Annotated in this window: 26 protein-coding genes; 13 read left to right on the forward strand and 13 right to left on the reverse strand. The window is 70.4% G+C overall.

Annotation, left to right across the window (positions count from 1 at the left end; genetic code table 11):
• Positions 1-42 precede the first annotated feature (42 nt).
• Both CLV54_RS05320 and CLV54_RS05325 read right to left on the reverse strand, forming a co-directional pair.
• Positions 43-1,713 (reverse strand): glycoside hydrolase family 13 protein, encoded by a 1,671-nt coding sequence (locus tag CLV54_RS05320; protein WP_100343910.1) that lies wholly within the window; start codon positions 1,711-1,713, stop codon positions 43-45.
• Between the two features lie 279 nt (positions 1,714-1,992).
• Positions 1,993-3,003, reverse strand: a complete 1,011-nt coding sequence (locus CLV54_RS05325; RefSeq protein ID WP_100343911.1) for a LacI family DNA-binding transcriptional regulator — start codon at positions 3,001-3,003, stop codon at positions 1,993-1,995.
• A 103-nt stretch (positions 3,004-3,106) separates the two neighbouring features.
• On the opposite strand from CLV54_RS05325, the gene CLV54_RS05330 reads away from it, so the two are divergent.
• The gene (locus tag CLV54_RS05330) at positions 3,107-3,940 is read left to right on the forward strand and encodes a UbiA family prenyltransferase (RefSeq protein WP_100343912.1); all 834 of its coding nucleotides are present in this window, start codon (positions 3,107-3,109) and stop codon (positions 3,938-3,940) included.
• 27 nt (positions 3,941-3,967) lie between these two features.
• Here CLV54_RS05330 and CLV54_RS05335 read toward each other — a convergent pair whose 3' ends face one another.
• Entirely contained in the window at positions 3,968-4,462 is a 495-nt protein-coding gene (locus CLV54_RS05335; RefSeq protein WP_100343913.1) for a hypothetical protein, read from the reverse strand.
• 9 nt (positions 4,463-4,471) lie between these two features.
• Positions 4,472-5,134, reverse strand: coding sequence for a nucleoside/nucleotide kinase family protein (locus CLV54_RS05340; RefSeq protein WP_245861383.1), 663 nt, complete (start codon positions 5,132-5,134; stop codon positions 4,472-4,474).
• Positions 5,135-5,223: 89 nt separating this feature from the next.
• Between CLV54_RS05340 and CLV54_RS05345 the strand changes: the two genes are divergently transcribed.
• From CLV54_RS05345 to CLV54_RS05365, 5 genes are all read left to right on the forward strand, one after another.
• Positions 5,224-6,393 carry a coiled-coil domain-containing protein gene (locus CLV54_RS05345; RefSeq protein ID WP_100344389.1) on the forward strand — a complete coding sequence of 390 codons (1,170 nt, stop codon included), beginning with the start codon at positions 5,224-5,226 and terminating at the stop codon, positions 6,391-6,393.
• 192 nt (positions 6,394-6,585) lie between these two features.
• The gene (locus CLV54_RS05350) at positions 6,586-8,025 is read left to right on the forward strand and encodes a GH1 family beta-glucosidase (protein ID WP_100343914.1); all 1,440 of its coding nucleotides are present in this window, start codon (positions 6,586-6,588) and stop codon (positions 8,023-8,025) included.
• Between the two features lie 59 nt (positions 8,026-8,084).
• Positions 8,085-9,056 (forward strand): aldo/keto reductase, encoded by a 972-nt coding sequence (locus tag CLV54_RS05355; protein WP_100343915.1) that lies wholly within the window; start codon positions 8,085-8,087, stop codon positions 9,054-9,056.
• A gap of 15 nt (positions 9,057-9,071) precedes the next feature.
• On the forward strand, positions 9,072-10,037 hold the full coding sequence (locus CLV54_RS05360) for a hypothetical protein (protein ID WP_100343916.1): 966 nt from the start codon (positions 9,072-9,074) through the stop codon (positions 10,035-10,037).
• Positions 10,034-10,498 carry a hypothetical protein gene (locus tag CLV54_RS05365; RefSeq protein WP_100343917.1) on the forward strand — a complete coding sequence of 155 codons (465 nt, stop codon included), beginning with the start codon at positions 10,034-10,036 and terminating at the stop codon, positions 10,496-10,498. Before CLV54_RS05360 ends, CLV54_RS05365 begins: the two co-directional genes overlap by 4 nt.
• 143 nt (positions 10,499-10,641) lie before the next feature.
• Here the strand turns inward: CLV54_RS05365 and CLV54_RS05370 are convergent, their stop codons facing one another.
• Both CLV54_RS05370 and CLV54_RS05375 read right to left on the reverse strand, forming a co-directional pair.
• Entirely contained in the window at positions 10,642-11,481 is an 840-nt protein-coding gene (locus CLV54_RS05370) for an ABC transporter permease (RefSeq protein WP_100343918.1), read from the reverse strand.
• Positions 11,478-12,458, reverse strand: a complete 981-nt coding sequence (locus CLV54_RS05375; protein ID WP_100343919.1) for an ATP-binding cassette domain-containing protein — start codon at positions 12,456-12,458, stop codon at positions 11,478-11,480. Before CLV54_RS05375 ends, CLV54_RS05370 begins: the two co-directional genes overlap by 4 nt.
• Positions 12,459-12,582: 124 nt before the next feature.
• Between CLV54_RS05375 and CLV54_RS05380 the strand changes: the two genes are divergently transcribed.
• A complete protein-coding gene (locus CLV54_RS05380) occupies positions 12,583-13,245 on the forward strand; it encodes a TetR/AcrR family transcriptional regulator (protein WP_100343920.1) in 663 nt (220 codons plus the stop codon).
• On the opposite strand, the gene CLV54_RS18110 is transcribed toward CLV54_RS05380, so the two are convergent.
• The 3 genes from CLV54_RS18110 to CLV54_RS05390 all read right to left on the reverse strand — a co-directional run bounded on the left by CLV54_RS18110 (position 13,242) and on the right by CLV54_RS05390 (position 16,477).
• Positions 13,242-13,367 carry a hypothetical protein gene (locus CLV54_RS18110; protein WP_281258154.1) on the reverse strand — a complete coding sequence of 42 codons (126 nt, stop codon included), beginning with the start codon at positions 13,365-13,367 and terminating at the stop codon, positions 13,242-13,244. The genes CLV54_RS05380 and CLV54_RS18110 overlap by 4 nt on opposite strands.
• A gap of 149 nt (positions 13,368-13,516) precedes the next feature.
• Positions 13,517-15,733: a glycogen debranching protein GlgX gene (glgX, locus tag CLV54_RS05385; protein ID WP_100343921.1), complete on the reverse strand. Its 2,217-nt coding sequence runs from the start codon at positions 15,731-15,733 to the stop codon at positions 13,517-13,519.
• Between the two features lie 366 nt (positions 15,734-16,099).
• Positions 16,100-16,477: a DUF3054 domain-containing protein gene (locus tag CLV54_RS05390; protein ID WP_100343922.1), complete on the reverse strand. Its 378-nt coding sequence runs from the start codon at positions 16,475-16,477 to the stop codon at positions 16,100-16,102.
• Positions 16,478-16,641: 164 nt separating this feature from the next.
• On the opposite strand from CLV54_RS05390, the gene CLV54_RS05395 reads away from it, so the two are divergent.
• Positions 16,642-18,528, forward strand: a complete 1,887-nt coding sequence (locus CLV54_RS05395) for a glycosyltransferase family 2 protein (RefSeq protein ID WP_157802817.1) — start codon at positions 16,642-16,644, stop codon at positions 18,526-18,528.
• A 129-nt stretch (positions 18,529-18,657) separates the two neighbouring features.
• On the opposite strand, the gene CLV54_RS05400 is transcribed toward CLV54_RS05395, so the two are convergent.
• On the reverse strand, positions 18,658-19,698 hold the full coding sequence (locus CLV54_RS05400) for an LLM class flavin-dependent oxidoreductase (protein ID WP_100343924.1): 1,041 nt from the start codon (positions 19,696-19,698) through the stop codon (positions 18,658-18,660).
• A 69-nt stretch (positions 19,699-19,767) separates the two neighbouring features.
• Positions 19,768-20,295, reverse strand: a complete 528-nt coding sequence (locus CLV54_RS05405; RefSeq protein ID WP_100343925.1) for a hypothetical protein — start codon at positions 20,293-20,295, stop codon at positions 19,768-19,770.
• 113 nt (positions 20,296-20,408) lie between these two features.
• Here CLV54_RS05405 and CLV54_RS05410 point away from each other — a divergent pair, with 113 nt between their 5' ends.
• On the forward strand, positions 20,409-21,218 hold the full coding sequence (locus CLV54_RS05410; protein WP_100344390.1) for a thymidylate synthase: 810 nt from the start codon (positions 20,409-20,411) through the stop codon (positions 21,216-21,218).
• Positions 21,215-21,697, forward strand: coding sequence for a dihydrofolate reductase (locus tag CLV54_RS05415; RefSeq protein ID WP_100343926.1), 483 nt, complete (start codon positions 21,215-21,217; stop codon positions 21,695-21,697). Before CLV54_RS05410 ends, CLV54_RS05415 begins: the two co-directional genes overlap by 4 nt.
• A gap of 43 nt (positions 21,698-21,740) precedes the next feature.
• Here the strand turns inward: CLV54_RS05415 and CLV54_RS05420 are convergent, their stop codons facing one another.
• Positions 21,741-22,652: a TIGR03620 family F420-dependent LLM class oxidoreductase gene (locus CLV54_RS05420; protein WP_100343927.1), complete on the reverse strand. Its 912-nt coding sequence runs from the start codon at positions 22,650-22,652 to the stop codon at positions 21,741-21,743.
• A gap of 233 nt (positions 22,653-22,885) precedes the next feature.
• On the opposite strand from CLV54_RS05420, the gene CLV54_RS17400 reads away from it, so the two are divergent.
• Genes CLV54_RS17400 through CLV54_RS05430 form a run of 3 tightly spaced genes read left to right on the forward strand, consistent with a single transcriptional unit; the run spans position 22,886 to position 24,325 of the window.
• Positions 22,886-23,071, forward strand: coding sequence for a hypothetical protein (locus tag CLV54_RS17400; RefSeq protein ID WP_157802818.1), 186 nt, complete (start codon positions 22,886-22,888; stop codon positions 23,069-23,071).
• Positions 23,055-23,522 (forward strand): hypothetical protein, encoded by a 468-nt coding sequence (locus CLV54_RS05425; RefSeq protein WP_157802819.1) that lies wholly within the window; start codon positions 23,055-23,057, stop codon positions 23,520-23,522. Before CLV54_RS17400 ends, CLV54_RS05425 begins: the two co-directional genes overlap by 17 nt.
• A 41-nt stretch (positions 23,523-23,563) precedes the next feature.
• Positions 23,564-24,325, forward strand: a complete 762-nt coding sequence (locus CLV54_RS05430) for a ParA family protein (RefSeq protein ID WP_100343929.1) — start codon at positions 23,564-23,566, stop codon at positions 24,323-24,325.
• A gap of 201 nt (positions 24,326-24,526) precedes the next feature.
• Here CLV54_RS05430 and CLV54_RS05435 read toward each other — a convergent pair whose 3' ends face one another.
• Positions 24,527-24,787 carry a hypothetical protein gene (locus tag CLV54_RS05435; protein ID WP_245861386.1) on the reverse strand — a complete coding sequence of 87 codons (261 nt, stop codon included), beginning with the start codon at positions 24,785-24,787 and terminating at the stop codon, positions 24,527-24,529.
• Positions 24,788-24,853: the final 66 nt, after the last annotated feature.

Genomic DNA, 24,853 nt, shown 5'->3' on the forward strand with positions numbered 1-24,853 from the left:
GATCCGCACCTGGTGAAGGGGTGAGTGCGGGTCTCCGGCGACTCAGGGATGGATCCGAAGCCACGCTGTGGAGTCTGTGGGCAGCCTTCCGCCGGTGAGCGGGCTGCTGCTGAGGAGGATCGCCGAGTGCTCGGGCAGCTCGACGCTGTCGTCGCCGAGGTTGGTGACGGTGAGGATGTCGCCACCCCGCTTGAAGGCGAGCACGCCGGGGCCGAGATCGAGCCACTCGAAGGCCCCGTCGCCGAGGGAGGCCTCGGCGCGGCGGATGCGGATGGCCTCGCGGTACAGCCAGAGCATGGAGCTCGGATCGCTCTGCTGCGCCTCGACCGTCAGCGCGCTCCACTCGGGCGGCTGGGGCAGCCAGGGCTCGCTCGTGGCGTCGGCCGGGCTGAAGCCGAAGGGCGGCTGCACCCCCCGCCAGGGCAAGGGCACCCGGCATCCGTCTCGGCCGGGGTCGACACCGCCCGAGCGGAAGTGCATGGGGTCCTGCAGCCGATCGGCCGGGATGCCCTCGGCCTCGGGCAGGCCGAGCTCGTCGCCCTGGTAGATGTAGAGGGAGCCGGGCAGAGCCGCGGTCAGCAGCGCGGCAGCGCGGGCACGGCGCACGCCGAGGGCGAGGTCGGTGGGGGTTCCGACCCGCTTCTTCGCGAAGGCGAAGGATGAGTCCTCGCGCCCGTAACGCGTGACCGGGCGGGTGACGTCGTGGTTGCTGAGCACCCACGTCGAGGGCGCGCCCACGGGAGCGTGGGCGTCGAGGGTCGCGTCGATCGAGGCGCGCAGCTGGGCGGCGTCCCACGGCCGGGCGAGGAAGTCGAAGTTGAAGGCCGTGTGCAGCTCGTCGGAGCGCAGGTATTTGGCGAAGCGCTCGATGTCGAGCAGCCAGATCTCCCCCACGAGCACCCGGGTGCCCGGGTAGCCGTCTGCGATCGTGCGCCAGCCCCGGTAGATGTCGTGCAGCTCGTCGCGGTCGGTGTTCGGGTGCTCGCCCGGGCCCGGGTTCTGGGGGACCTCGGGCAGCGCGGCATCCTTCACGAGCAGTGCGGCCGAGTCGATGCGCACGCCGGCGACCCCGCGATCGAACCAGAATCTGAGGATGTCCTCGTGCTCGCGCCGCACATCGGGGTGGTTCCAGTTGAGGTCGGGCTGCTCGGGCGTGAAGAGGTGCAGGTACCATTCGCCCGGCGTGCCGTCGGGGTTCGTCGTGCGCGTCCAGGTGTCGCCCGAGAAGTTCGAGATCCAGTGGTTGGGCATCTCGTCGCCGTTCGCGCCGGCGCCGGGCCGGAACCAGAAGCGCTCGCGCTCGGGCGAGCCGGGACCGGCGGCGAGGGCGGCCTGGAACCACGGGTGCTGATCGGAGATGTGGTTGGGCACCACGTCGATGATGGTGCGGATGCCGAGCTCGAGGGCCTCGGCGATGAGCGCCTCGGCGTCGGCGAGGGTTCCGAAGGCCGGATGGATCGTGCGGTAGTCGGAGACGTCGTAGCCGCCGTCGGCGAGCGGCGAGGCGTACCAGGGGGTGAACCAGAGGGCGTCGACCCCGAGGTCGCGCAGGTAGCCGAGCCGGGCGCGCACACCGGCCAGATCGCCGGTTCCGTCGCCGTCGCCGTCGGCGAAGCTGCGGATGTAGACCTGGTAGATGACGGCGCTGCGCCACCACGGATCGTCGGTCTGGGCACGCGGGGTGCGGTCGAGGGCGAGGGCGGAGAGCGTCACGCAGCGGCTCTTTTCGGTAGTCGGTTCGGCAGGTGGTGGTCGGGGCGACGACCCACCGAGCGAGCCCGACGACGCCGTCAGGGGAAAATGTAGCCTTATCGACAGATCAACGCAAGAACTCAACACTCAGTAATTCATTTGCGTGGAATTACGTCTGCTTGCAGCGGAAGAGACGCTGTCAGCCGCACGGCTCGGCGGCGGCGGCGGCGCACGCGAATCGCAGAACCGCCGTTCCGCGCAGAGGATGGACGGTCTCGGGGGAGCCCGCGGTCGACAGCGCTAGCGGTCGGAAGCGGGGCCCGTCGACCCCCGCACGACGAGCTCGGGCTCGAAGAAGAACTCGTCGGAGGTGGCGGAATCGCCCGAGATCTGCTGGACGAGCAGTTCGATGACCATCCGGCCCATGGGATCGATCGGCTGCCGCACGGTCGTGAGCGGGGGTTCCACGCAGGTCATGAGCGCGGAATCGTCGTAGCCGATCACCGAGACGTCGTGCGGCACCCGCAGCCCGGCCCGGCGCACCGCACGGATCGCGCCGAGGGCCATGGGATCGCTCGCGCACACGATCGCGGTCACCCCGGCCTGCAGCAGCCTCGTGGCCGCCGCCTGCCCGGCCTCGAGCGAGTAGAGGGAGTGCACGACCCGGTCGTCGTCGAAGCTCAGCCTGTCGCGCTCGGCGAAGGCGATCGCGGCGGCGAGCTTGCGCTGGGAGGGCACGTGGTCGCGCGGGCCGAGCAGCAGGCCGATGCGCGAGTGGCCGAGCTGCCGGAGGTGGCTGAGGGCGAGCTCCATGGCGACCGAGTCGTCGCAGGAGACGGTCGCGAAGTCGAGGCCGCTCACGGGAGCGCTCACGAGCACCGTCGGCATCTTGAGGTCGGTCAGCCGCGCGTAGTGGTCGTGGGAGCTGTCCTCCTGGGTGTAGACGCCGCCCACGAAGACCACGCCGGAGACCCGCTGCTGCAGCAGGAGCTCGATGTAGTCGGCCTCCGAGATGCCTCCCGCCGACTGGGTGCAGAGCACGGGCGTGTAGCCGTTCTGGGCGAGACCGCCGCCGATCACCTCACCGAAGGCCGGGAAGATCGGGTTCTGCAGCTCGGGCAGGAAGAGGCCGACGAGTCGCGCCCGTTCCCCGCGCAGCTTCGTGGGCCTCTCGTAGCCGAGCACGTCGAGCGCCGTGAGCACCGCCTCGCGCGTCGACTCGGAGACCCCGGGCTTCTCGTTGAGCACACGGCTGACGGTGGCCTCGCTCACTCCGACCTTGCGCGCCACTTCGGCGAGTCGTCTCGACATGGCTGCAAGTATTGCAAGGACTTGCAACAATGCGCAAGAAGATGTCAGCCCGGCATCCGGCACGCCTCGGGCGCTCCCGCCCGGGCGGCCCTACGATGGGACGATGCCGAGCACGGTGAGCGCACTCCTCCGGTCGAGTCATCCGGGGCCCTGCCTCGCGGTCACCGCCCTCGCGATCATCCTCGCCGTCGGCATCGGCGCACCGCCCCTCGTGATCGTCGTGCTCGCGCTCGCCGTCTTCGCGGGACAGCTCTCGGTGGGCCTCTCCAACGACTGGCTCGACGCCGACCGTGACCGCCAAGCCGGCCGCGCCGACAAGCCGATCGCGCGCGGCTGGATCTCAGTCTCCGCCGTTCGCACCGCCGCCGTCGCGACCCTCGCGGCCGCGGTGCTGCTCTCGTTCCTGCTCGGCTTCTTCGCGGGAGCGGCCCACACGATCGCCCTCGTGAGCGCCTGGGCCTACAACGCCGTGCTCAAGAACTCGGCTCTCTCGGTTCTCCCCTACGCGCTGAGCTTCGGCCTGCTCGCGACCGTGCCCGGGTTCGCCCTGCCCCAGCCGAGCCTCACCGCGTGGTGGGTGATCGCCTTCGCCGCGCTGCTCGGCTCCGCGGCCCACTTCGCCAACGTGCTGCCGGACCTCGACGACGACCGGAGGACGGGCATCCGGGGTCTGCCGCACCGGCTCGGCAGGCGGGTCTCCGGCGTCACCGCGTTCGTGCTGCTCGCGGCGGCGTCGATCATCGTGGTCTTCGCGAGCGGGACCGAGCCCGGCATCCTCTCGCTCGCGGGCCTGGGCCTCGACCTCGTGATCGCGATCGCGGGCGTCGTGCACGTGCTCACCCGGCCGTCGACCCGCCTGCTCTTCCAGCTCATCATCGCGAGCGCGATCGTCAACGTCGTGCTGCTCGCGACGGCGGGCAGCCGGATCCTCGTCTGACGCCGCTCGCCGGGCCGCGGCGGGTCGCTAGCGCAAGACCTCGACGAGTGTCACCCAGGCGAAGATCACGCCGAAGACGAAACCGAGGATCATGCCGGCCGCGATCCAGTACAGGCCGCCGCCCAAGCCGGCCGCGAGCAGCGCACCGCCCACGAGGAACGGCGCGAGGGGCGCGGCGCCCGCGACGTTCTTGACCGTCTTCTGCAGCGCGGAGGTGTGCGTGTCGCGCGCGACCACCCGGGTGGCGTTGACCTGGAAGACGCACAGCACGACGGTCGAGGCGAGCACGATCCAGCCGAGAACCGATCCGGCGACATCCGGCATGAGCCCGATGGCGCCCACCACGATGACGAGCACGAACAGACCGATCGTGGCCGCGGCCCGCGCGGGGATCGTCGGCGCCGCGAGGACGACCGAGATGTTGACCGACATCGCCACGATCAGCAGGCCCGCGAAGGCCGCCGCCGCGCCGACCGTCGCGACGAAGAAGTCCGACCAGTCCGCGAGCTCGAGTGCATCCATGACGGGAAACTACACCAGCACGACCAGCTGCGCGCCCTCGCGACTCGCCTCGACGACCCGCGCGTTGGCCTCGTCGCTGCGGCGCACCCACTCCTCGGCCTCCTCGCGCGAACGGCCGTGCTCGACGTGCCTCGCGATGAGACGCTCGACCCGCAGCTCGTCGTCGGCCTGCAGATACCAGACCTCGGCGAGCGAGCGGCGCGCCCTGCTCCACTCGGGCTCGGGCGAGAGCAGGTAGTTGCCCTCGACGATCACCCAGCGGATGCCGGGACCGATCGGGATGGCTCCCGCCACGGGCTCCTCGAGCTCACGGCGGAACTCGGGCGCGTACACGACGCCGTCGCCCTCTCCCTCGCCCGCGATCCTCTCGATCAGAGCACGGAACCCCGCCGCGTCGAAAGTGTCGACGGCCCCTTTGCGATCGGCGAGACCGGAGAGCTCGAGCACCGCCTGTGCGAGATGGAAGCCGTCCATCGGCACGACCACGGCCTGCTCGCCCAGCTCCGCCGCCAGACGCGCCGCGAGGGTGGACTTGCCGGCGCCGGGAGCGCCCGCGAGGCCGAGGAGCACGCGGCGCCCGCTCGGAACGGGCAGGGCGCGCGCACGCTCGGCGAGGGCCGCGACATCCGCTTCGACCGCGATCGGGCCGCTCGTGGAGGCGTTCACGCTCACCGACACACCTTTCGCTCGCTGGGCGTGTCGAGTCTAATCCGCGGATACGCGGGTAAAATCGCCGTGCACGCGAGTGAGAGGCCGTGATCATGCGTCGACCGGGTGGCCTGTGGGCCGCGATCGCGATCTCGGCCGCCCTCGCGACGACGATCCTGGGCGGCTCCCCGGCCCTCGCCGAGGACTATCCCTCGTGGTCGGACGTCGAGGCGGCGAAGGGCGACGAGACGGCCAAGCAGGCCGAGGTCGACAGGATCTCCACTCTCTTGACGGGCCTCGAGGCCCGCGCCGCGGAGCTCGGAGACGCGGCCGTGCAGAAGGGCGCGGAGTACGGCCAGGCGCAGGCCGATCTGCAGCGGGCGTCGACGCGCGCCGACACCATCCAGCAGCAGGCCGACGCGGCCGACGCGGCCGCGGAGACGACCACCCAGCAGGTGGGGCGCCTCGCCGCCCAGATCTACCGCTCGGGCGGAGACGGCCTCGGGCTCGACGCCCTGTTCGATGAGGATCAGGCCGACGCCCTGCTCTACCGCCTCGGGGCCATGAGCAAGCTCACCGAGCAGGCCGGCAGCATGCAGGAGCAGGCGGAGGCGCAGAAGAACACCGCGAGCCTGCTGAGCGAGCAGGCCGGGATCGAGCGGACCGAGCGTGACCGCCTCGCCGCCGAGGCGCAGAAGCGGCTCGACGAGGCGCGCGCCGCGCAGGAGGCGGCCGACGCCGAGGTGGAGCAGCAGAAGCAGCTGAGCGAGACCCTGTACGCGCAGCTCGCCTCGCTGAAGGACACGACCGCGCAGCTCGAGGAGTCGTACCGGCAGGGTCAGATCGCGGCCGAGCAGTACCGTCAGCAGCAGGAGGCCGCAGCTCGCGACGCCGCCGCGGAGAGCGACGACGACGACAGCAGCGGAGGCGGTGATGGCGGGGGCCTCGTCCCCCCTCCCCCGGGTGCCGTCATCGCCGATCCGGCGACAGCCAAGGCCTACGCCCAGGAGCAGCTGAACGCCCGCGGCTGGGGCGGCAACGAGTTCAACTGCCTCGTCGCGCTGTGGAACCGGGAGTCGGGCTGGCGGGTGACGGCACGCAATCCGAGCAGCGGGGCCTACGGCATCCCGCAGTCCCTCCCGGGCAGCAAGATGGCCAGCGCCGGCGCCGACTGGCAGACGAACGCGGCCACTCAGGTCAACTGGGGCCTCGGCTACATCGCCGCGCGATACGGCTCGCCCTGCGGCGCCTGGGCGCACTCCCAGAACGTCGGCTGGTACTGAGCGCCCGTTGTCGACACCGTGAGCTCGGTGCGGGAAACCCGAGAAACAACGTTGTCTTCTTGATCGAGCGCAGCGTAAACTCGGTAGCTGTCGACATCGCGGCCGATTCGCCGGCGCGCGAGCTCGACGATCGGGTCCGCTTCCCCGGGAGCGGACCGCACGCCAGCACCGACGGAAAGGCCACTCTCACCCATGGGTAACAGCACCGGCAACCCCGACTACCGCGACTCGGGGCTCGAGTTCTCCGCCGACTTCGTGTTCGGCTCCGCGACCGCCTCGTACCAGATCGAGGGGGCCGTGGACGAGGACGGACGCGGGCCATCGATCTGGGACACCTTCAGCCACACCCCCGGCCTCGTCTGGAACGGCGACACGGGCGACGTCGCCGACGACCACTACCACCGCCTCGACGACGACCTCGACCTCATGAAGAGCCTGGGCCTCGAGGCCTACCGCTTCTCGATCGCCTGGCCGCGCATCCAGCCGAACGGGCGCGGTCCGGCCAACGAGAAGGGCATGGCCTTCTACGAGCGGCTCGTCGACGGGCTGATCGCCCGCGGCATCCGCCCCATCGCGACCCTCTACCACTGGGATCTGCCCCAGGCGCTCGAAGACGAGGGCGGCTGGACCAGCCGTGCGACGGCCTACGCCTTCGCCGACTACGCGCGCATCGTCGGCGAACGCCTCGGCGACCGGGTCGAGACCTGGACGACCCTCAACGAGCCGTGGTGCTCGGCCTACCTCGGCTACGGCTCGGGCGCGCACGCCCCCGGCCGCACCGACGGAGCCGCGGCCCTCACGGCGGTGCACCACCTCAACCTCGCCCACGGCCTCGCGATCCTCGCGCTCAGAGACGTCGTGCGCAACGACCCCGACTTCTCGATCACCCTCAACCTGCACGTGCTGCGCGGCGAGGGCGAGACGGGGCCCGAGGCCGTGCGCCAGATCGACGGCATCGCCAACCGGGTCTTCCTCGGCCCGCTGCTGAAGGGCGAATACCCCGCCGACGTCTTCGACGACACCGCGTCGGTCACCGACTGGTCGTTCGTCGAGCCCGGCGACCTCGAGATCATCCACCAGCCGCTCGACGTGCTCGGCGTCAACTACTACTCGACCACCCTCGTGCGCGTCTGGGACGGCGTCTCCGAGCGCCAGAGCAGCGACGGACACAAGGATGTCGGGGGCTCGGCCTGGCCCGGAGCAGACCGCATCGAGTTCCTGCAGCAGCCCGGCCCGTACACGGCGATGGGCTGGAACATCGAGCCCTCCGGCCTCGAGGAGCTGCTCGTCTCGCTGCACGAGCAGTTCCCCGGCCAGCCGCTCATGGTCACCGAGAACGGCGCCGCCTTCGACGACGTCGTCGTGCTCGACGAGAACGGCCCCGCGGTGCACGACGACGACCGCATCGACTTCCTGCGCCGGCACTTCACCGCGGCGCACCGGGCGATGGCGCGCGGCGTCGACCTGCGCGGGTACCAGGTCTGGTCGTTGATGGACAACTTCGAGTGGGGCTACGGGTACTCGAAGCGGTTCGGGATCGTACGCGTCGACTACGACACGCTCGAACGGCTGCCGAAGGACAGCGCGCACTGGTACTCGGAGCTCGTGAAGACGCACCGCATCCCCGACTAGGCTTCGATCGGTGCGGTCTGCAGCCGCACCGATCGATCGCACGACGGGAAGGTCCAGAAATGAAGTACACGCGCTTGGGAAGCACAGGGCTCGAGATCTCCGCACTCACACTCGGTTGCATGAGCTTCGGGATCCCCGACCGGGGTGGCCACGCCTGGACCCTCGACGAGGCGGCGAGCCGCGACCTCATCCGGGAGGCGCTCGAGGCGGGCATCAACTTCTACGACACGGCCAACGTCTACTCCGACGGCACGAGCGAGGAGATCACCGGACGCGCTCTCGCCGACTTCTCCTCACGCGAGGAGGTCGTGATCGCCACGAAGGTGCACGGGCGGATGCGGCCCGGCCCCAACGGCGCCGGCCTCTCCCGTGCCGCGATCATGACCGAGATCGACGCGAGCCTGCGCCGCCTGGGAACCGACTACGTCGACCTCTACCAGATCCACCGCTGGGACTACGAGACCCCCATCGAGGAGACGATGGAGGCCCTCCACGACATCGTGAAGGCCGGCAAGGCGCGTTACATCGGCGCCTCCTCGATGTACACCTGGCAGTTCGCGCAGGCCAACCACGTCGCTGAGCTGAACGGCTGGACGCCCTTCGCGAGCATGCAGCCGCACTACAACCTCATCTACCGCGAGGAGGAGCGCGAGATGCTCCCCTACTGCGACGACCAGGGCATCGGGGTCATCCCGTGGAGCCCGCTCGCCCGCGGCAAGCTGACCCGAGAGTGGGACACCTCGACCTCGCGCAGCGAGACCGACGAGTTCGGCCAGGTGCTCTACCGCGACGAAGACAGGGCCATCGTCGAGACGGTCGCGCGGATCGCCGAGCAGCGCGGCCTGCCGCGCGCCCAGGTCGCGCTCGCCTGGGTGAGCGCCCAGCCCGTGGTCAGCTCGCCCATCGTCGGCGTGACCAAGGCGCAGCACCTGCGCGACGCCCTCGCCTCGCTCGAGGTCACGCTCGGCGATGAGGAGATCGCGGCGCTCGAGAAGCCCTACGAGCCGCACCGGATCGCCGGTCACCGCTAGAGCCCTCGCTCCGACATGGCGCTCAAGCTCCTCTACCTGCACGGCACGGGTCCTCAGTCCGAGAGCTCCGACCGCGCGAGGATCGAGGCTCACCTGGAGCTCGTCGGCGGGCTCGCCCCCGCCGACGTGCACCTCGTGGACTGGGTCGACTCCACGGCGCACCTCGCCTACCTCGACGTGACCCCGGCCCTGCCCGCTGAACGGTACCCGCTGCCCTCGCCCGCCCGACGCGGCCTCGTTCCCGCCGGCACGGCGTCCCTCGCGCACGCGGCGGCGCTCGAGGAGGCGGCCGAGAGCGCACAGCGGCCGCTCGACGCCGAGCAGGTGGCCGGAGGGCTCGCGGCGGCGGTCGCCGAGACGGCGCGCGGCGAGCAGCGGGAGGAGGGCGGCATCCTCACCGCCTCGCCCTTCGCCGAGCTCGGGCTCCAGGTGCTCACGAACCATCTCGTCGACCACCGCCCCGAATACACCAATGCCGCGACCGTGTTCCTCGGAGCGGTCGCGCGGTACCTCGAAGACGGGCCCGCCTTCCGCGCGAGCATCCGCGAGGCGATCGCCGAGCACACGAACCGGGGCGACACGCTGCTCGTGGTCGGCCACAGCCTCGGCGGGGTGGCCGCGCTCGACGTGCTCACCGGGGTTCCGGACGAGCCCGAGGTGGATGCCGCGGCCGTCGAGCTGCTCGTCACCGCCGGCTGCCAGGCGCCCTGGCTCTACCTCATGCATGCGCTCGCGAGCCTGAGCACCGAGGTGACCCAGACGGAGCCGTTCTCCCCCTGGCTCAACGTCTACGACGAGCGCGACCTGCTCGCCTTCTGCGTCGAACGGGTCTTCGCCGACCGGCCGGGTCGACGGGTCGACGTCGAGGTGTCGAGCCATCTGCCCTTCCTCACGGCGCACGGGCACTACCTCGACGATCCGGCCTTCTACCGGGCGATCGGGGCGGCTCGGCGCACCTTCGCGGCGAGCCGCACATCGTGAGCGCCCTGACGATCGGCGTGCGCGATCACGACCCGCGTGCGGCATCCGGCCGGCTCGCCGTCGTGACGCTGCTCGCCACCCGGCTCGACGACCCGCTGCCCGAGATCGTCGACCGCCGCGACCTCGAGCTGGGCGCCGACACCCTCGTGCGCGCCGCCGAGGCCCTGCACGAGCTGCTGGCGCAGCTCTCGACGCTCACCGTGGACGAGACGGTCCTGGTGCTCCCCGTGACGCGATCGACGTACGAGGAGGCGCTCGCGAGCGTCGGCGGCGACGCGGGCCTCGCACTCGCCGCCTACGACCCGGAGGCCCTGCCGCGGCTCTCCGGGTTCACGGCGCGCCCTCTGCCCCGCCGGCTCACCGGCCAGCTCGCCGCGTGGGGCGCCCACGTCGGGCGGCCGTGGGCCCGGGCGCACCAGGAGGCGGCACTCGCGGCGCTCGGCGCGGCCCCTGTCTCCTGAGGCCTCGCACCGTTGAGGCCTCGCACCGTTCGCCGGCTCTGCTCCGCTCCGCTCTCGACCGCGGCCTTGTTCGCGACCGCCCGGCGCCGGGGCTCGTCGCCCGCGAACAAGGCCGCGCTCGACGAACCACACGCCGCCCAGCGCTACCGCGCGTCGCGGTAGCGCCACATGGTGAGCGAGCCGAAGACGATGATGAGCCCCGCCGACCACGCGATCGTGAGCATAAAACTCGGCCCGAGCGGCAGCCCGCCCATGAGCTCGCGCACCGAGGTGACGAGCTGTGTGACGGGGTTGACCTCGACGAAGGCCTGCAGCCAGCCCGGCATCGTCGAGGGGTCGACGAAGATGTTGCTGCCGAAGGTGAGCGGCGTGATGACGATCATGCTCACGCCCATGACGGAGCCCGAGGTGCGCAGGATGAGGCTGAGGAACGTCCAGACCCAGCCGAGGCTGAAGGCGAACAACAGGATCAGCAGCACACCGAGAGCCACCCCCGCCACGCCGCCCTCCGGCCGCCAGCCGAGGATGAGCCCGAGGGTGATCGTCACGATCGAGGAGATCGTGAAGCGCACGGCGTCGCCGAGCAGCATGCCCACGAGAGCCGACGGCCGCCAGATCGGCAGCGAGCGGAAGCGGTCGAAGACGCCCTTCTCGATGTCGGTGCGCAGAGTCGTGCCGGTGTACATGGTGATCATGATGACGCCCTGCACGAGGATGCCGGGCAGCAGGAACTGGATGTAGTCGACCGTGCTCCCTGCGAGCGCGCCGCCGAACAGGAAGGTGAACAGCAGCGTGAACATGATGGGGAAGACCGTCACGTCGAAGAGCTGCTCGGGCACGTGCTTGATCTTCAGCAGCGCGCGCCAGCCGAAGGCGAGCGAGGTCGAGAGGGGCCCGGGCGGGTTGGGGCGCTCGCCGTCGGCGAGAGCGGTGAGGATCGCCGAGGTGCGAGCCTCCTCGCGCGCGGTCGCTTGAAGTGTCATGCCGCCTCCTCCTTCGTGTTCTCGTCCGTCTCCTCGACCTCGGCCGGATGCCCGGTCAGGGCCAGGAACACCTCGTCGAGTGTGGGCTGCCCGAGTGAGAACTGCGCGAGCTCGAGATTCGCCGAGTCGAGGGCCGCGAGGGCCCGGGTCACGACGCCCGAGCTGTCGACGACGGCCTCGAGGGCGCTCGGGTCGACGCCCTCGCGCACCTCGACGCCGAGCTCGCGCTCGAGGATCTGCTTCGCGGCATCCCGCTCGTGCCTGTCCATGACCCGTACCTGCAGCGAGCCGGAGCCGACGGAGGCCTTGAGCTCGGTCGACGTGCCCTCGGCGATGACCCTGCCGCGGTCGATCACGCTGATGCGATCGGCGAGCTGATCGGCCTCGTCGAGGTACTGCGTCGTCAGGAACACCGTCGTACCGCTCGAGACCATGGCCCGCACGATGTCCCAGACCTCGTTGCGGCTGCGCGGGTCGAGGCCCGTCGTCGGCTCGTCGAGGAAGAGCAGCTCGGGGGTCACGACGATGCTCGCGGCGATGTCGATGCGCCGGCGCATACCACCGGAGTACTTCTTCACCTGCCGGTCGGCCGCGTCGCCGAGGTCGAAGGCGTCGAGGAGGTCGTCGGCGCGCTTGGTCGCCTTCTGCCCCCGGTAGCCGAAGAGCCGGCCGATGAGGCGCAGGTTCTCGCGCCCGGTGAGGTCTTCGTCGACGGAGGCGAACTGCCCCGTGAGGCCGACGCGGCGGCGCACCTCGTTCGCCTCGGCGACGACGTCTCTGCCGAGCACCCGCGCCGTTCCGCCGTCGGGGCGCGAGAGTGTCGCGAGCATGCGGATCGTCGTCGTCTTGCCGGCGCCGTTCGGGCCGAGGAACCCGTGCACTCCCCCGCGCGCGATCGCGAGGTCGACCCCGTCGACCGCTCGATTGGTGCCGAACACCTTGACGAGACCGTGCGTCTCGACAGCCAGGTCGTTCATGCTCTCTCCTTCGGGACTCGCCTATGATCCAACGGACGGGGATCCAACGGACAGGTGCACATTTGTCTACACTGTCCACATCGAATGTTCACACTGTACACATGGATTCGGAGGTGGCGCAAGCATGATTCCCGGCCCGCATCCCTATCACCACGGCGAGCTCCGCGCCGCCCTCATCGAGGCCGGGCTCGCCCTCGCCCGCAACGGCGGGCCCGAGGCGGTGGGCCTGCGCGAGGTGACGCGCTCCGCCGGGGTCACCCCCAACGCCGCGTACCGTCACTTCGCCGACCGTCACGCGCTCGTGCTCGCCGTGGCCCTCGAAGCCCAGGATCGTCTCGCCCAGGCCATGCTCGACCGTATGGACGCCGCGCCCGAACGCCCGGATGCCGCCGAGCACGCACTCGAACGCCTCCGCGACGTGGGCCTCGGCTACATCCACTTCGCGCGCTCGGAGCCCGGCTGGTTCGAGCTCGCCTTCCTGACCCAGGACGAGCCGGGCGAGCGGCCGGGCGTCACGGTCGCCGACGGGGTGCCGCCGCCGTACCAGCTGCTGCTCGACGCCCTCGACGCCCTCGTCGACGCGGGTGTGCTCACCGCCGAGCGCCGCGAGAACGCCGAATGGGCCTGCTGGTCGACCGTCCACGGCTTCGCCGATCTCGTGATCCGCGGCCCGCTCCGCACTCAGCCGCCCGAGGTCGTCGAGCACCTCGGCACCGTCGCCGTCGAGACGATCATCCGCGGGCTCCGGGCCGGGCAGCAGCAGCCCGGCGTCGAGTCCGATCTCTAGCGCTCGGCGGGTGCCGGCTCGTCGAGCGCGATAACCGCCACGGAATGCGGCGCGAACGTCGTCTCCCCGCCGCTCGTGCCCAGGACCGCCTCGCCGTCGTCCGCGAAACCCGGGAGCAGCACGCCGACCGCCTCGTCGTCGTCCGCGCGAGCCCCGGCCGCGATCGAGCGCGGCAGAGGTCGAGCCAGTCGGCGCCGAGAGCCGCGAGGTAGCCGACCGTCTGTGCCGCGGCATCCAGGTCGAAGTCCGCTCGGATCTGCAGACGGCACCCTCATCGCACACCTCCCGGCGCCGCGGCCGCGCCTGTCAAGGAGTTCGACGCGCTCGACCCGCTGAGCACCGCGAGGGATGCCGCGACCGTGTGATCAGGCTCGCCCTCCGGGGCCTCGTAGGCGCGCAGGACGACGAGCGAGCGGCTGAGCACCGTGTGCTTCGCCCCGGCCGGCCTCGGCACCGAGTCCGCGGCCTCACCCGCCGTGTCGACGACGATCTCCCACTCCGGCGAGTACTCGGCGGGAGGCAGCGTGAACTCCACGTCGTCCTCCCCCGCATTGAAGTAGAGCAGGAAGCTCGCGTCGACGACACGCTGCCCGCGTGCGTCGCGCTCGCCGATCCCCTGACCGTTGAGGAACACGCCGACGGTGCGCGCGAGCCCCTCATCCCACTGCTCGGGCTGCATCTCGGTGCCCTCGGCGTTCAGCCAGACCAGGTCGGGCAACGGATCGCCCTCCCCGCGCTTGACGGGGCGCCCGTCGTAGAAGCCGCTGCGACGGAACACCGGGTGCTCCTTGCGCAGCCTCGACACCGCGGCCGTGAACTCGACGAGGGGCTCGTCGACCTGATCCCAGTGGATCCAGCTGAGCTCGGAGTCCTGCGCGTAGGCGTTGTTGTTGCCGTTCTGGGTGCGCCCCAGCTCGTCGCCGTGCGCGATCATCGGAACGCCCTGCGAGAGCAGGAGCGTCGCGAGGAAGTTGCGCTGCTGACGGGCCCGGCGCGCGAGCACCTCGGGATCGTCGGTCGGCCCCTCCGCGCCCGAGTTCCACGACCGGTTGTGCGACTCCCCGTCGTTGTTGTCCTCCCCGTTCGCGTCGTTGTGCTTCTCGTCGTACGAGACGAGGTCGCGCAGGGTGAAGCCGTCGTGCGCCGTGACGAAGTTGACGGATGCCACGGGGCGCCGGCCCGAGCGCTCGTAGAGGTCGGCCGAGCCGGTGAGGCGGGAGGCGAACTCGCCGAGCGTCGAGGGCTCGCCCCGCCAGAAGTCGCGGACCGTGTCGCGGTACTTGCCGTTCCACTCCGTCCACTGCGGAGGGAAGTTGCCCACCTGGTAGCCGCCCGGTCCGACATCCCAGGGCTCGGCGATGAGCTTCACCTGCGACACCACCGGGTCTTGCTGCACGAGCTCGAAGAAGGTCGAGAGGCGGTCGACGTCGTAGAACTCCCGTGCGAGCGCCGCTGCGAGGTCGAAGCGGAAGCCGTCGACGTGCATCTCGGTCACCCAGTAGCGCAGCGAGTCCATGATGAGCTGGAGGGAGTGCGGATGCCGCACGTTCAGGGTGTTGCCCGTGCCCGTGTAGTCCATGTAGTAGCGCTTGTCGTCTTCGACGAGGCGGTAGTACGACTCGTTGTCGATGCCCTTGAACGACAGCGTGGGGCCCAGGTGGTTGCCCTCGGCCGTGTGGTTGTAGACGACGTCGAGGATGACCTCGATGCCGGCGGCGTGCAGATTGCGCACCATGCCCTTGAACTCCTGCACCTGCTGCCCCGTGTCGCCCGTCGACGAGTAGCGGTTGTGGGGTGCGAAGAAGCCGATCGTGTTGTAGCCCCAGTAGTTGCTGAGACCCTTCTCGAGCAGGATGCTGTCGTTGGCGAACTGGTGCACGGGCATGAGCTCGATCGCGGTGACGCCGATCCTCTGCAGGTGGTCAATGGTCGCCGGATGGCCGATTCCCGCGAAGGTGCCGCGCTGGGATGCCGGGATCTCCTCGTTGAGCTCGGTGAGGCCCTTCACGTGGGCCTCGTAGACCACCGAACGGCCGTACGGGATGCGCGGCAGCCGGTCGCCGAGCCAGTCGAAGAACGGGTTCACCACGATGCTCTTCATCGTGTGACCGGCCGAGTCGAGGTCGTTGCGGGAGTCGGGGTCGCCGAAGTCGTAGGAGAAGAGCGACTGGTCCCAGTCGAACTCGCCGCACGTCGCCTTCGCGTAGGGGTCGAGAAGCAGCTTGTTCGGGTTGCACCGCTGCCCGCTCGACGGGTCGTACGGGCCGTGCACCCGGTAGCCGTAGCGCTGCCCGGGCTGCACCGTGGGCAGGTAGCAGTGCCAGACGTAGGCGTCCGACTCCACGACCTCGATGCGGGTCTCCTCGCCGGACTCGTCGAAGAGGCACAGCTCGACCCGCTCCGCCGCCTGGCTGTAGAGCGCGAAGTTGGTGCCGCTGCCGTCGTAGCTCGCCCCGAGAGGATAGGGCGTTCCGGGCCAGGTGTTCATGGGCATCCCCCTGTTCGACCGGCTGTTCGACCGGAGTCCCGGTCTGACCGACGACTGGTACGCTATCCGCTCGCCGACCGCCCTGCATCCCCTAGCCCTCGGGCGCGTTTGCCGCTATACGCTCCGGGCACGGCCCGGCGCCACGGATGATGGCCGCCGATCGAGCACGCGAGCGGGGCGGGCAGATCGTGCAGCAGCCCGGAGCCAGCCAGAGGGCGAGCCCTGCGAGCATCTCGAGGAGGCCGTCGACGCCCGTGAGCGCGAGCCCCAGACGGTGGAGGAGCCCGAGGAGAGCGGTGCGCTTCGGGGGCTGCGCCCGCGGCGTCCTGTGTCTCGGCGGCGCCCCTCGGCCCGCTGCGGGTTCCGTCAGGCCGGCCGTCGTCGCAGCGCCGTCGCCAGCCTCGCGACGGCACGCCAGCCGAGCAGGAAGACGCCGAGCACGAGAACCGTCACGATCACGAAGCTCAGCTGGACCCCCTGACCGGATGCCACCCGCAGGAGCATACCGACGACCACGGTCGCGACCCAGACGACGATGCCCGTCCAGACCGTGCGCGCGGGGCTCCGCCAGGCACGGGCGAGCAGCCAGCCGACGGCCGCCCCGGCGAGGAACGGCCACCACGTCTGCAGGAGTCCGGGCAGGCTGAAGCCCTCCTCGTGGCTGCCCCGGCCGATGATCACGAAGACCAGCACGAGGGCCGCGTCGAGCACCGCAGCGGTCACGATCGAACGGGTGGAAGGCACCTGTCGATTCTACGGCCGCGGCCGTTGGTCGGGCCTTCACCTGGGTGACACTGCGATGTCGTGTACGACTGCTAAGTTATGCCGAATTGTCCCCGGCCCCCGAAACGGACAGGTACCGAATGGTCACTATTGAGACGACTGATTCCACGATCACAACCCGATCCGTGGCATCGACTGGGCTCTCCCCCGCGCGCGACTCCACACGCAGGAGAAGCGCCCGCGCGCTCCTCGCGAGAACCCGGGAGCTCTCGGATCACGAGCTGTCGACAGCAGCCCAGTGGGCCGACTCCCGCCGGGTGCGCGATGTGCTCGCCGCACGCGCGAGCGCCGGGCGGTACGACTTCCTCGAGCTCGTGAGCCTGGCCCACGAGGCGTCGCTCTCCGGCTCCTCCCCGCGCCTGACACCGAGCGCCGCCGAGTCGCGCGCCCTCGTCGAGCTCGCCCGGCTCGTCATCCAGCAGGCCTGGAACGACTCCGAGTTCGCCGACGCCGCCGCCCTCTACGAGTTGAGCACCCCCACCGGCCGCACCCTGCCCGACGCCGAGCAGCACCACTACGCGACCGCCCTGCTCGCCTCCGCGCAGCACGCCAAGGCGGTACGCGTCGCCCGCTCCTGGCCGAGCCGCGACCACGACCGCCGTCAGTTCGTGGTCGACGCCCTCAACCCCCACCACTCCTCAGAGGAGACGCCCTCGCGCGACCTCTGGCTGCACGCCTTCAACGACGCCTTCGCGAGCGTGGGCCTCGAGCCGCCGCGCCACGACGCGAGCGCCCTCGTCGAGCACGAGTTCGACAGGCTCGTCGCGCCCCCGGTCGGCTTCGTCGACGGCCCGCTCGTCTCCGTGATCATGAGCTGCTACCGCCCCGGCCCCGAGATCCGCACCGCGGTCGCCTCCATCCTCGCCCAGAGCTGGCGCAACCTCGAACTGCTCGTCGTCGACGACGGCTCGCCCGCCGAGTTCGCCTCGCTGCTCGACGAGCTGGAGGCCCTCGACGGCCGGGTGCGCGTCATCCGCCGCGAGACGAACCGCGGCACCTACGTCTGCCGCAACGCCGGGCTCGACCTCGCCCGCGGCGAGTTCGTGACCATGCACGACTCCGACGACTGGGCGCACCCCCGCCGCCTGGAGACGCAGGCGGGCCATCTGCTCGCGACCCCCGATGCGCCGAGCAACTCGACCTTCGCGCTCCGGGTCACCGACACCCTCTCGCTCTTCCAGCCCCGCGGTCGCGACATCAAGCTCTGCGAGCCCTCGCTCATGTTCCGGCGCGAGCGCGTCATGCGCCGCATCGGCTATTTCGACGCCGTCATGAAGGGCGCGGACAGCGAGTTCCGCCGCCGCATCTCCTCCGCCTTCGACCGCGAGTCCGACCTCGTGCGCCCCGACGCGCCGCTCACCCTGCAGCGCTACCGCCGTTCCTCGCTCACGGGCGAGGAGATCCGCCCGCGCTGGATGCACGACTCGCGCATCGCCTACGCGAGCGCGTACCGGCTGTGGCACGCGACGATCGCCCAGCAGGACGCCTCGCCCTATCTCGACCGCGACCAGCAGCCGCGCCCCTTCCCGGCTCCCCGCGAGATGATCCGCGGATCGGAGGCGGCTCCGGCGCGCTTCGACACGATCGTCGCGCTCGACTTCGTGGAGCGCGAGCGCGACCGCCGCGACTTCACGGAGGTGGAACGCCGCATCCGTGAGCTCGCGGCATCCGGCCAGCGTGTGGGCCTCGCCCACCTGTGGAGCGTCGGGCCCAAGCCGCTCGCCCCCGTGCACTTCGCGCCGCGACTGCAGGCGCTCGTGGCCGAGGGGCTCGCGACGCAGGTGCTGCTCGGCACCGAGGCCGAGGCCGACCGGCTGCTGCTGCCCGACGCCTCGGTGCTGCAGCACGCCGACCCGACGCCCCTGCCGTGGCGCGTCGGCACAGTCGTGGCCGAGGCCTGGATGCCGCGACCCCTCCGGCACCGCCGGCGCGCCCCGCTCGACCAGCGGGTCTGCGCCGATGCCGCGCACGCGCTGTTCGGCGTCGAGCTGGAGTGGCCGCGACGCCGCTGACCGCCGCGCCCATGCACTCCGACGCACGCGTTGTGTCGCGGCGCACGTTCTTCGTCGGGGCGCACCGTCGAGGGTGCGCCGCGACGAAGAACGTGCGCCCCGACGAACAGGGTGCGCCCCGACGCCCGGTCAGCTCGCGGCGAGCAGCTCACGCACGCGCGGGGCGACCTCGGTGCCGTAGAGCTCGATGCTGCTCATGAGCTTCGCGTGCGGCATGGTGCCGTTGCTGTACTTGAGGTCGAAGCGCGAGATGCCGAGGATCCGGGCGTTGGTCGCGATCTTCCGGGCGACGGTCTCCGGCGAGCCCGCGTACAACGAGCCCTCGGGGCCGGCCGAGGCCTCGAACTGGGCGCGGGTCGTGGGAGGCCAGCCGCGCTCGCGGCCGATCCGGTCGAGCATCGCCGAGTAGTGCGGCCAGAGCTCCTCGAGCGCCTGCTCGTCGGTCTCGGCGACGTAGCCCGGCGAGTGCACGCCCACCGGCTGGGTCTCCTGGTTCAGCTGGGCGAGCGCGCGATGGTACAGGTCGACGAGGGGCGCGAAACGGGCGGGCTCTCCGCCGATGATCGCGAGCATCAGGGGCAGGCCGTAACGCGCCGCGCGGATGACCGACTCGGGGCTTCCGCCGACGCCCACCCAGGCGCGCAGCAGCCCGTGCTCGACCGGCGGATAGACCGACTGATCGGCGAGGCCTGCCCGTGTGCGCCCGCTCCAGGTCACCGGCTCCTGCTCGCGCACGGCCGCGAAGAGGTCGAGCTTCTCGTCGAAGAGCTCCTCGTACTGGCTGAGATCGTAGCCGAAGAGGGGGAACGACTCGGTGAACGAGCCCCGGCCGAGGATCACCTCGGCGCGCCCGTTCGAGAGCCCGTCGAGTGTCGAGAAGCGCTGGAAGACCCGCACCGGGTCGTCGGAGCTCAGCACCGTCACGGCCGAGCCGAGGTGGATGCGCTCCGTGCGCGCGGCGATCGCGGCGAGCACGACCTCCGGGGCCGACACGGCGAAGTCGCGCCGGTGGTGCTCTCCGACGCCGAGGAAGTCGAGGCCCACCCGCTCGGCGAGCTCGCCCTGCGCCACGAGGTTGCGCAGAACCTGGGCGTGCGGCAGCGCGGCACCGTCGGCGTCGACGGTGACGTCGCCGAAGGTGTCGAGTCCCAACTCGAGTTGCTGCGGCATCCTGAACCTCTTTTTTCTCTGCGTCCTGTTCGCGAGTCCCGCCCGTCGCGGCTCACGTTGACATATCAACTACATCGGCGATCGCACTATTCCGCGCGCCGGCCGCGGCGGCTTCGGGAAGGCCGAGCGCATGTGCTCCGACTCGAGATAGTCGGAGACCCCGATGAGGATGAGGCTGAAGACGATCTGCTCGGTCACCATCCACATCGGGTAGAGCCCCGGGACCGCCGCCAGCACGAGGGTGATGACGGGGAAGATCTTGCTGAACAGCCGAAGACGCGAGTAGGCCCAGTAGTGACCGAGCCGCGCGCGCCAGGCGAAGTAGAAGAGCGTCGCCGTCATGCCGAGCACGACGAGGGTGCGCATCCAGACCGGCCAGCCGATGTCGTCGCCGTTCGTCGTCAGCACGATCGCGACGACGACCGCGGCGAGGCCTATCGCGAACTCGGCGACGAGCAGCCAGGTGATGGCCGTGAACGCACGCCGGGTGCGCGGATGGTCGCGCATCTCGCCGGAGATCACGATGCCCGCCTGACGCCCGCCCGCCACGCGGTCGAGCTTCAGCAGCAGCGGCTCTGCCCGGCCGAGAACATCCATACCCCCATGCTCTCAGTCCCACCCGGCCCTCACAAACGCTCCCGAGCACGCGCAGTGCGCAAACGCCGTCACGGATGTCGCGTGCCGCCCCTTTCGCGTCTACGCTCGCAGTGATGGCTACTTCACTTCCCACACCCTACGAAGACCTGCTGCGTCACACCCTGCAGACCGGCGCGGCGAAGTCCGACAGAACAGGAACGGGCACCACGAGCGTCTTCGGCGCGCAGCTGCGTTTCGACCTGAGCCAGGGCTTCCCGCTCATCACCACCAAACGCGTGCACTTCAAGTCGATCGCCTACGAGCTGCTCTGGTTTCTGCGCGGCGACAGCAACGTCGGCTGGCTGCGCGATCACGGCGTGACCATCTGGGACGAGTGGGCCGACGAGCAGGGTGAGCTCGGCCCCGTCTACGGCGTGCAGTGGCGCTCCTGGCCGACGCCATCGGGCGGCCACATCGATCAGATCGCCCAGGTCATCGAGACGCTCAAGACCAATCCCGACTCGCGTCGCATCATCGTCTCGGCCTGGAACGTGGCCGAGATCCCCGAGATGGCCCTGGCCCCCTGCCACGCCCTCTTCCAGTTCTACGTCGCCGACGGCAAGCTCTCCTGCCAGCTCTACCAGCGCAGTGCCGACCTCTTCCTCGGCGTGCCCTTCAACATCGCGAGCTACGCGCTGCTCACCCATCTGGTGGCCGCGCAGACCGGGCTCGAGGTCGGCGACTTCGTCTGGACCGGCGGCGACTGCCACGTCTACGACAACCACCGCGAGCAGGTCGCCGAGCAGCTGACCCGCGAGCCGTACCCGTCGCCCACCCTCCGCATCCTCACCGAGCGGGCGAGCATCTTCGACTACGAGTACGAAGACTTCGAGATCGTCGACTACGTGCACCACCCCGCCATCAAGGCGCCCGTCGCCGTATGAGCCCGTCCCTCATCTGGGCTCAGGCGCACGGCGGCGTCATCGGCGACGCCGGCACCATCCCCTGGCACGTGCCCGAGGATCTCGCGCACTTCACAGAGCTCACCCGGGGCGGCACGGTCGTCATGGGCCGGCGCACCTGGGACTCGCTTCCCGAACGGTTCCGCCCGCTGCCCGGCCGGCACAACATCGTCGTGACCCGCAACCCGCAGTGGTCGGCGGATGGCGCGACAGCGGCCCCCTCCCTCGACGCCGCCCTCGCCGCCGCCGGCGCCGACACCGTCTGGGTGATGGGCGGCGGCGAGATCTACCGCCAGGCGATGCCGCTCGCCTCCCGCCTCGAGGTCACCGAGGTCGACCTGGATGCCGCGGGCGACACGGTCGCGCCCGCGCTCGACGACAGCTGGGCCCTCGACACCGAGGGCCCGTGGCAGCTCTCCCGCACGGGCATCCGCTACCGCTTCCTCCGCTACACGCGCTGAGCCCTCGCGGCGCGGCGCCGTGCTCCCCGCCGGCCGACCGGCCTCAGCGGGCGAGCAGAACCGGCGCCAGAGCGCGCAGCTGCCCGAGCTGCGACTCGAGATCGGCGGCAAGGGGCTGCACGGCGACGTGGTCGGCGCCGGCGCGGAGATGGGCGTCGACACGCTCGCGGATGGCCGCGGCATCCCCCCACACGACGATGTCGTCGACGAGCCGGTCGCTGCCTCCGCCGGCGAGGTCCTCCTCCGTGTAGCCCAGCTCCCGCAGGTTGTTGGCGTAGTTCGGCATGGCGAGGTAGCGCGTCGTCGTCTCCCGGGCGACGGCGCGGGCGCGCGCCGCGTCGGTCTCGAGCACGACCATGAGCTCGGGGGCCAGCAGACGATCCGGTCCGAGGATCGCTCGGGCCCGCTCGGTGTGCTCGACGGGAACGAAATACGGATGGGCGCCCGCCGTGCGGTCGCGCGCGAGCTCGAGCATACGCGGCCGCAGCGCGGCGAGCACCCGGGGCACCGCGAACCCGGGCGCCGGTGGCGTGTACGACACGGAGTCCATCGCATCCAAGTACTCGCGCATCGTGCGAACCGGCGCCGCGTAGTCGTGGCCGCGCGAGGCGACCATGGGGGCGTGACTGACACCGAGACCGAGCACGAACCGGCCGCCATACGCTTCGCCGAGAGCATTCGCCCCCAGCTCCGCGGCGAGCGGGTCGCGCGCGTAGATGTTCGCGATGCCGGTCGCCACCGTGAGAGAGGAGGTCGCCTGCAGCAGGATCGAGGCGTTCACGAACGCCTCCTTGTTGTCCGCCGCCTCGCCGAACCAGAGGGTGCGGAAGCCGAGGGACTCGATCTCGGCGGCGGCGGCGCGCTCTGCCGTGGCGGACGCCCCGCCGATCTTCGACGACCAGACCCCGACCGACCCGAGCTGTTCCCGCAGGGCGGTGATGGTGATTTCGCTCATACCCTCGAGGCTACCGGTCACACCGCGCGACCTCCTATGCGTCTCCCTTCGTTCCGGGAGCTGCTGGCCCCGGCGCGTCGACCTGCCCGGGACTTCGCTCGCGCTCTCGTCCTCAACGCTGCCGCCGTTTCCGGAGAACGTCTGTCGTCTCCCCCCAATGCAGGGATCTTGCTGCGCGTACCGAGAGGCGGATACGCTCACCACCGACGGGAACGAGCGCAGAGGGGATTCCGATGGGCGGCTCAGAGGACTCGTGGACGAAACCCGTGTTCAAACAGGGCGAGACCTACAAGAAGCACTACCGCGACCATGACGCGCCCCCAGCAGAGGCGCCGGCTCCCGCTGAGCAACCCGCAGAGCCTTACGGGCTTCCGCCCGACGACGACGACGCGAACGACACGCATGACCACGCTGAGTGAAGACGAGCTGGCGGTCAAGGCGAAACAGCTGGAGCTGATCGGAGTCGAGCTCGATCGGGAGATCGGCTCGCACATCGCTCGGGCGGGTGCCATGGAGCAGCGTGCCACCATCCTCGTCGGAGCGGCCAGCGTGGTCGGAGCACTCCAGGTCACAACGGATCTCTCGTGGACGACCGTCGTCAACCTCGCGCTCAGCTTCCTCGCCGCGGTGTCGGGGGTGATCATCGTCTTCCCGCGCCGTGGTCGTGCCCTCGATATGCGAGCCGTGCGAGACGGCATCCTGGCCATGCCGCTCCACAAGGGCGAGTACCGACTGATCGACGAGAAGCTCGACATCCTCGACAAGGACGAACACTGGCTGACCGTGCGAGGCTGGATCGCCCGGGCGGGCTTCGTCGCACTCGCCCTCGGCATCGTCGTTACGCTCGTCGCCGCCCTGACCCCGGCGTGAACCGCTCGATCGCGACGGTCCGCGCGGCCTAGGATGTGGGCATGAAGGTGGTCGCGGTCTACAGCATCAAAGGCGGGGTGGGCAAGACGACGGCCGCCGTCAATCTGGCCTGGGAGGCGGCACGCGACTTCCGCGCGCTGCTCTGGGATCTCGACCCGCAGGGTGCGGCGACGTATCTGCTCCAGGTCAAGCCCAAGCTCAAGGGCGGCGTCGACTCCCTCGTCAGCGGCAAGACCCGCACGACGGCCGCCATCCGCTCGACGGAGTACGAGCACCTCGACGTTCTGCCCGCCGACGACAGCTACCGCGAGCTCGACCTCGTGTTCGACGCTGCGAAGAAGTCCACTCAGCGCATCGAGAAGATTCTGGATGCCGTCTCTCACGACTACGACGTCGTCATCCTCGACTGCCCGCCGGGCGCTTCCCTCGTCGCGGAGAACGCGTTGCGCGCCGCCGACGCCGTCGTCGTGCCGCTCGTCCCTTCCCCCCTCTCGCTCCGCTCCCTCGAGCAGGTGAAGAGCATCGTCGCCGACTCCGTGCGTCCGGCCCCGATCGTCGGATTCCTCTCGATGGTCGACCGGCGGAAGACCTCACATCGCGAGGCCGTCGTGAATCTGCCCGGCCGGAACGCCGAGGTGACCGACATCGTCGTCCCCGCGACCGTGACGATCGAGCGGATGGGCGCCGAGCGCGCGCCCGTCGCGGCTTTCGCGCCCCGCTCGGAAGCTGCCCAGGCGTATGCGGAGCTGTCGAAGCGGGTGCTCTTGCTCCTCAAGGCGAAGAAGGGCAAGAGCAAGCATTGATCGCCTTGCGCGTCTGAACCCGCCGGAGATCAACTCGGCTCGGAGCAGAGCCGCTGCCCCGATGACGACGAAGTACGACCCATCCTGCGCCAGATGATGGACCAGATGGACAACACCGCCGTGACGCTGCGTAGAACCCCTGCCTGCACCCAGGGAGCGTGCGATCCTCAATCGGGGCCACGCGGACGACCCCGGTCACAGTCAGTCCTTCTCGCTCCTCAGCGCGATGCCCAGCGCCAGGAACGTCGGCGCCCATTGCCCGACGAAGATCCCCCAGCGATCCGACTGCGACTTGCTGTCTTTCTTTCCTCGTGAGATCAGCCACGACAGCAGCGAGATCCCGATGGACACGAATCCGGCAGTGTAGGCGTGACCGCTTCGCACACCCCAGCTCGAGAGCACACGAACCGGGTTCCATGCTGTAGCCTCGGCGGCCTTCTGAACATCTTTCTTGCCGACCATCAGTTCAACTCCTTCCAGTGAACGACACAAGCGTCGTCACGGATAGGACGAGGGCACAAGCTCATC

It is taken from the genome of Compostimonas suwonensis (assembly GCF_002797855.1).
Taxonomy (GTDB): domain Bacteria; phylum Actinomycetota; class Actinomycetes; order Actinomycetales; family Microbacteriaceae; genus Compostimonas; species Compostimonas suwonensis.

Excerpts from the sequence above, each read along its gene's own strand:
- CLV54_RS05330 (WP_100343912.1), top strand. The coding sequence starts at position 3,107 with ATGCCGAGCACGGTGAGCGCACTCCTCCGGTCGAGTCATCCGGGGCCC.
- CLV54_RS05430 (WP_100343929.1), top strand. The coding sequence starts at position 23,564 with ATGAAGGTGGTCGCGGTCTACAGCATCAAAGGCGGGGTGGGCAAGACG.
- CLV54_RS05335 (WP_100343913.1), bottom strand. The coding sequence starts at position 4,462 with ATGGATGCACTCGAGCTCGCGGACTGGTCGGACTTCTTCGTCGCGACG.
- CLV54_RS05415 (WP_100343926.1), top strand. The coding sequence starts at position 21,215 with ATGAGCCCGTCCCTCATCTGGGCTCAGGCGCACGGCGGCGTCATCGGC.
- CLV54_RS05380 (WP_100343920.1), top strand. The coding sequence starts at position 12,583 with ATGATTCCCGGCCCGCATCCCTATCACCACGGCGAGCTCCGCGCCGCC.
- CLV54_RS05400 (WP_100343924.1), bottom strand. The coding sequence starts at position 19,698 with ATGCCGCAGCAACTCGAGTTGGGACTCGACACCTTCGGCGACGTCACC.
- CLV54_RS05405 (WP_100343925.1), bottom strand. The coding sequence starts at position 20,295 with ATGGATGTTCTCGGCCGGGCAGAGCCGCTGCTGCTGAAGCTCGACCGC.
- CLV54_RS05410 (WP_100344390.1), top strand. The coding sequence starts at position 20,409 with ATGGCTACTTCACTTCCCACACCCTACGAAGACCTGCTGCGTCACACC.
- CLV54_RS05360 (WP_100343916.1), top strand. The coding sequence starts at position 9,072 with ATGGCGCTCAAGCTCCTCTACCTGCACGGCACGGGTCCTCAGTCCGAG.
- CLV54_RS17400 (WP_157802818.1), top strand. The coding sequence starts at position 22,886 with ATGGGCGGCTCAGAGGACTCGTGGACGAAACCCGTGTTCAAACAGGGC.
- CLV54_RS05425 (WP_157802819.1), top strand. The coding sequence starts at position 23,055 with ATGACCACGCTGAGTGAAGACGAGCTGGCGGTCAAGGCGAAACAGCTG.
- CLV54_RS05345 (WP_100344389.1), top strand. The coding sequence starts at position 5,224 with ATGCGTCGACCGGGTGGCCTGTGGGCCGCGATCGCGATCTCGGCCGCC.
- CLV54_RS05370 (WP_100343918.1), bottom strand. The coding sequence starts at position 11,481 with ATGACACTTCAAGCGACCGCGCGCGAGGAGGCTCGCACCTCGGCGATC.
- CLV54_RS05420 (WP_100343927.1), bottom strand. The coding sequence starts at position 22,652 with ATGAGCGAAATCACCATCACCGCCCTGCGGGAACAGCTCGGGTCGGTC.
- CLV54_RS05355 (WP_100343915.1), top strand. The coding sequence starts at position 8,085 with ATGAAGTACACGCGCTTGGGAAGCACAGGGCTCGAGATCTCCGCACTC.
- CLV54_RS05350 (WP_100343914.1), top strand. The coding sequence starts at position 6,586 with ATGGGTAACAGCACCGGCAACCCCGACTACCGCGACTCGGGGCTCGAG.
- CLV54_RS05375 (WP_100343919.1), bottom strand. The coding sequence starts at position 12,458 with ATGAACGACCTGGCTGTCGAGACGCACGGTCTCGTCAAGGTGTTCGGC.
- CLV54_RS05325 (WP_100343911.1), bottom strand. The coding sequence starts at position 3,003 with ATGTCGAGACGACTCGCCGAAGTGGCGCGCAAGGTCGGAGTGAGCGAG.
- glgX (WP_100343921.1), bottom strand. The coding sequence starts at position 15,733 with ATGAACACCTGGCCCGGAACGCCCTATCCTCTCGGGGCGAGCTACGAC.
- CLV54_RS05435 (WP_245861386.1), bottom strand. The coding sequence starts at position 24,787 with ATGGTCGGCAAGAAAGATGTTCAGAAGGCCGCCGAGGCTACAGCATGG.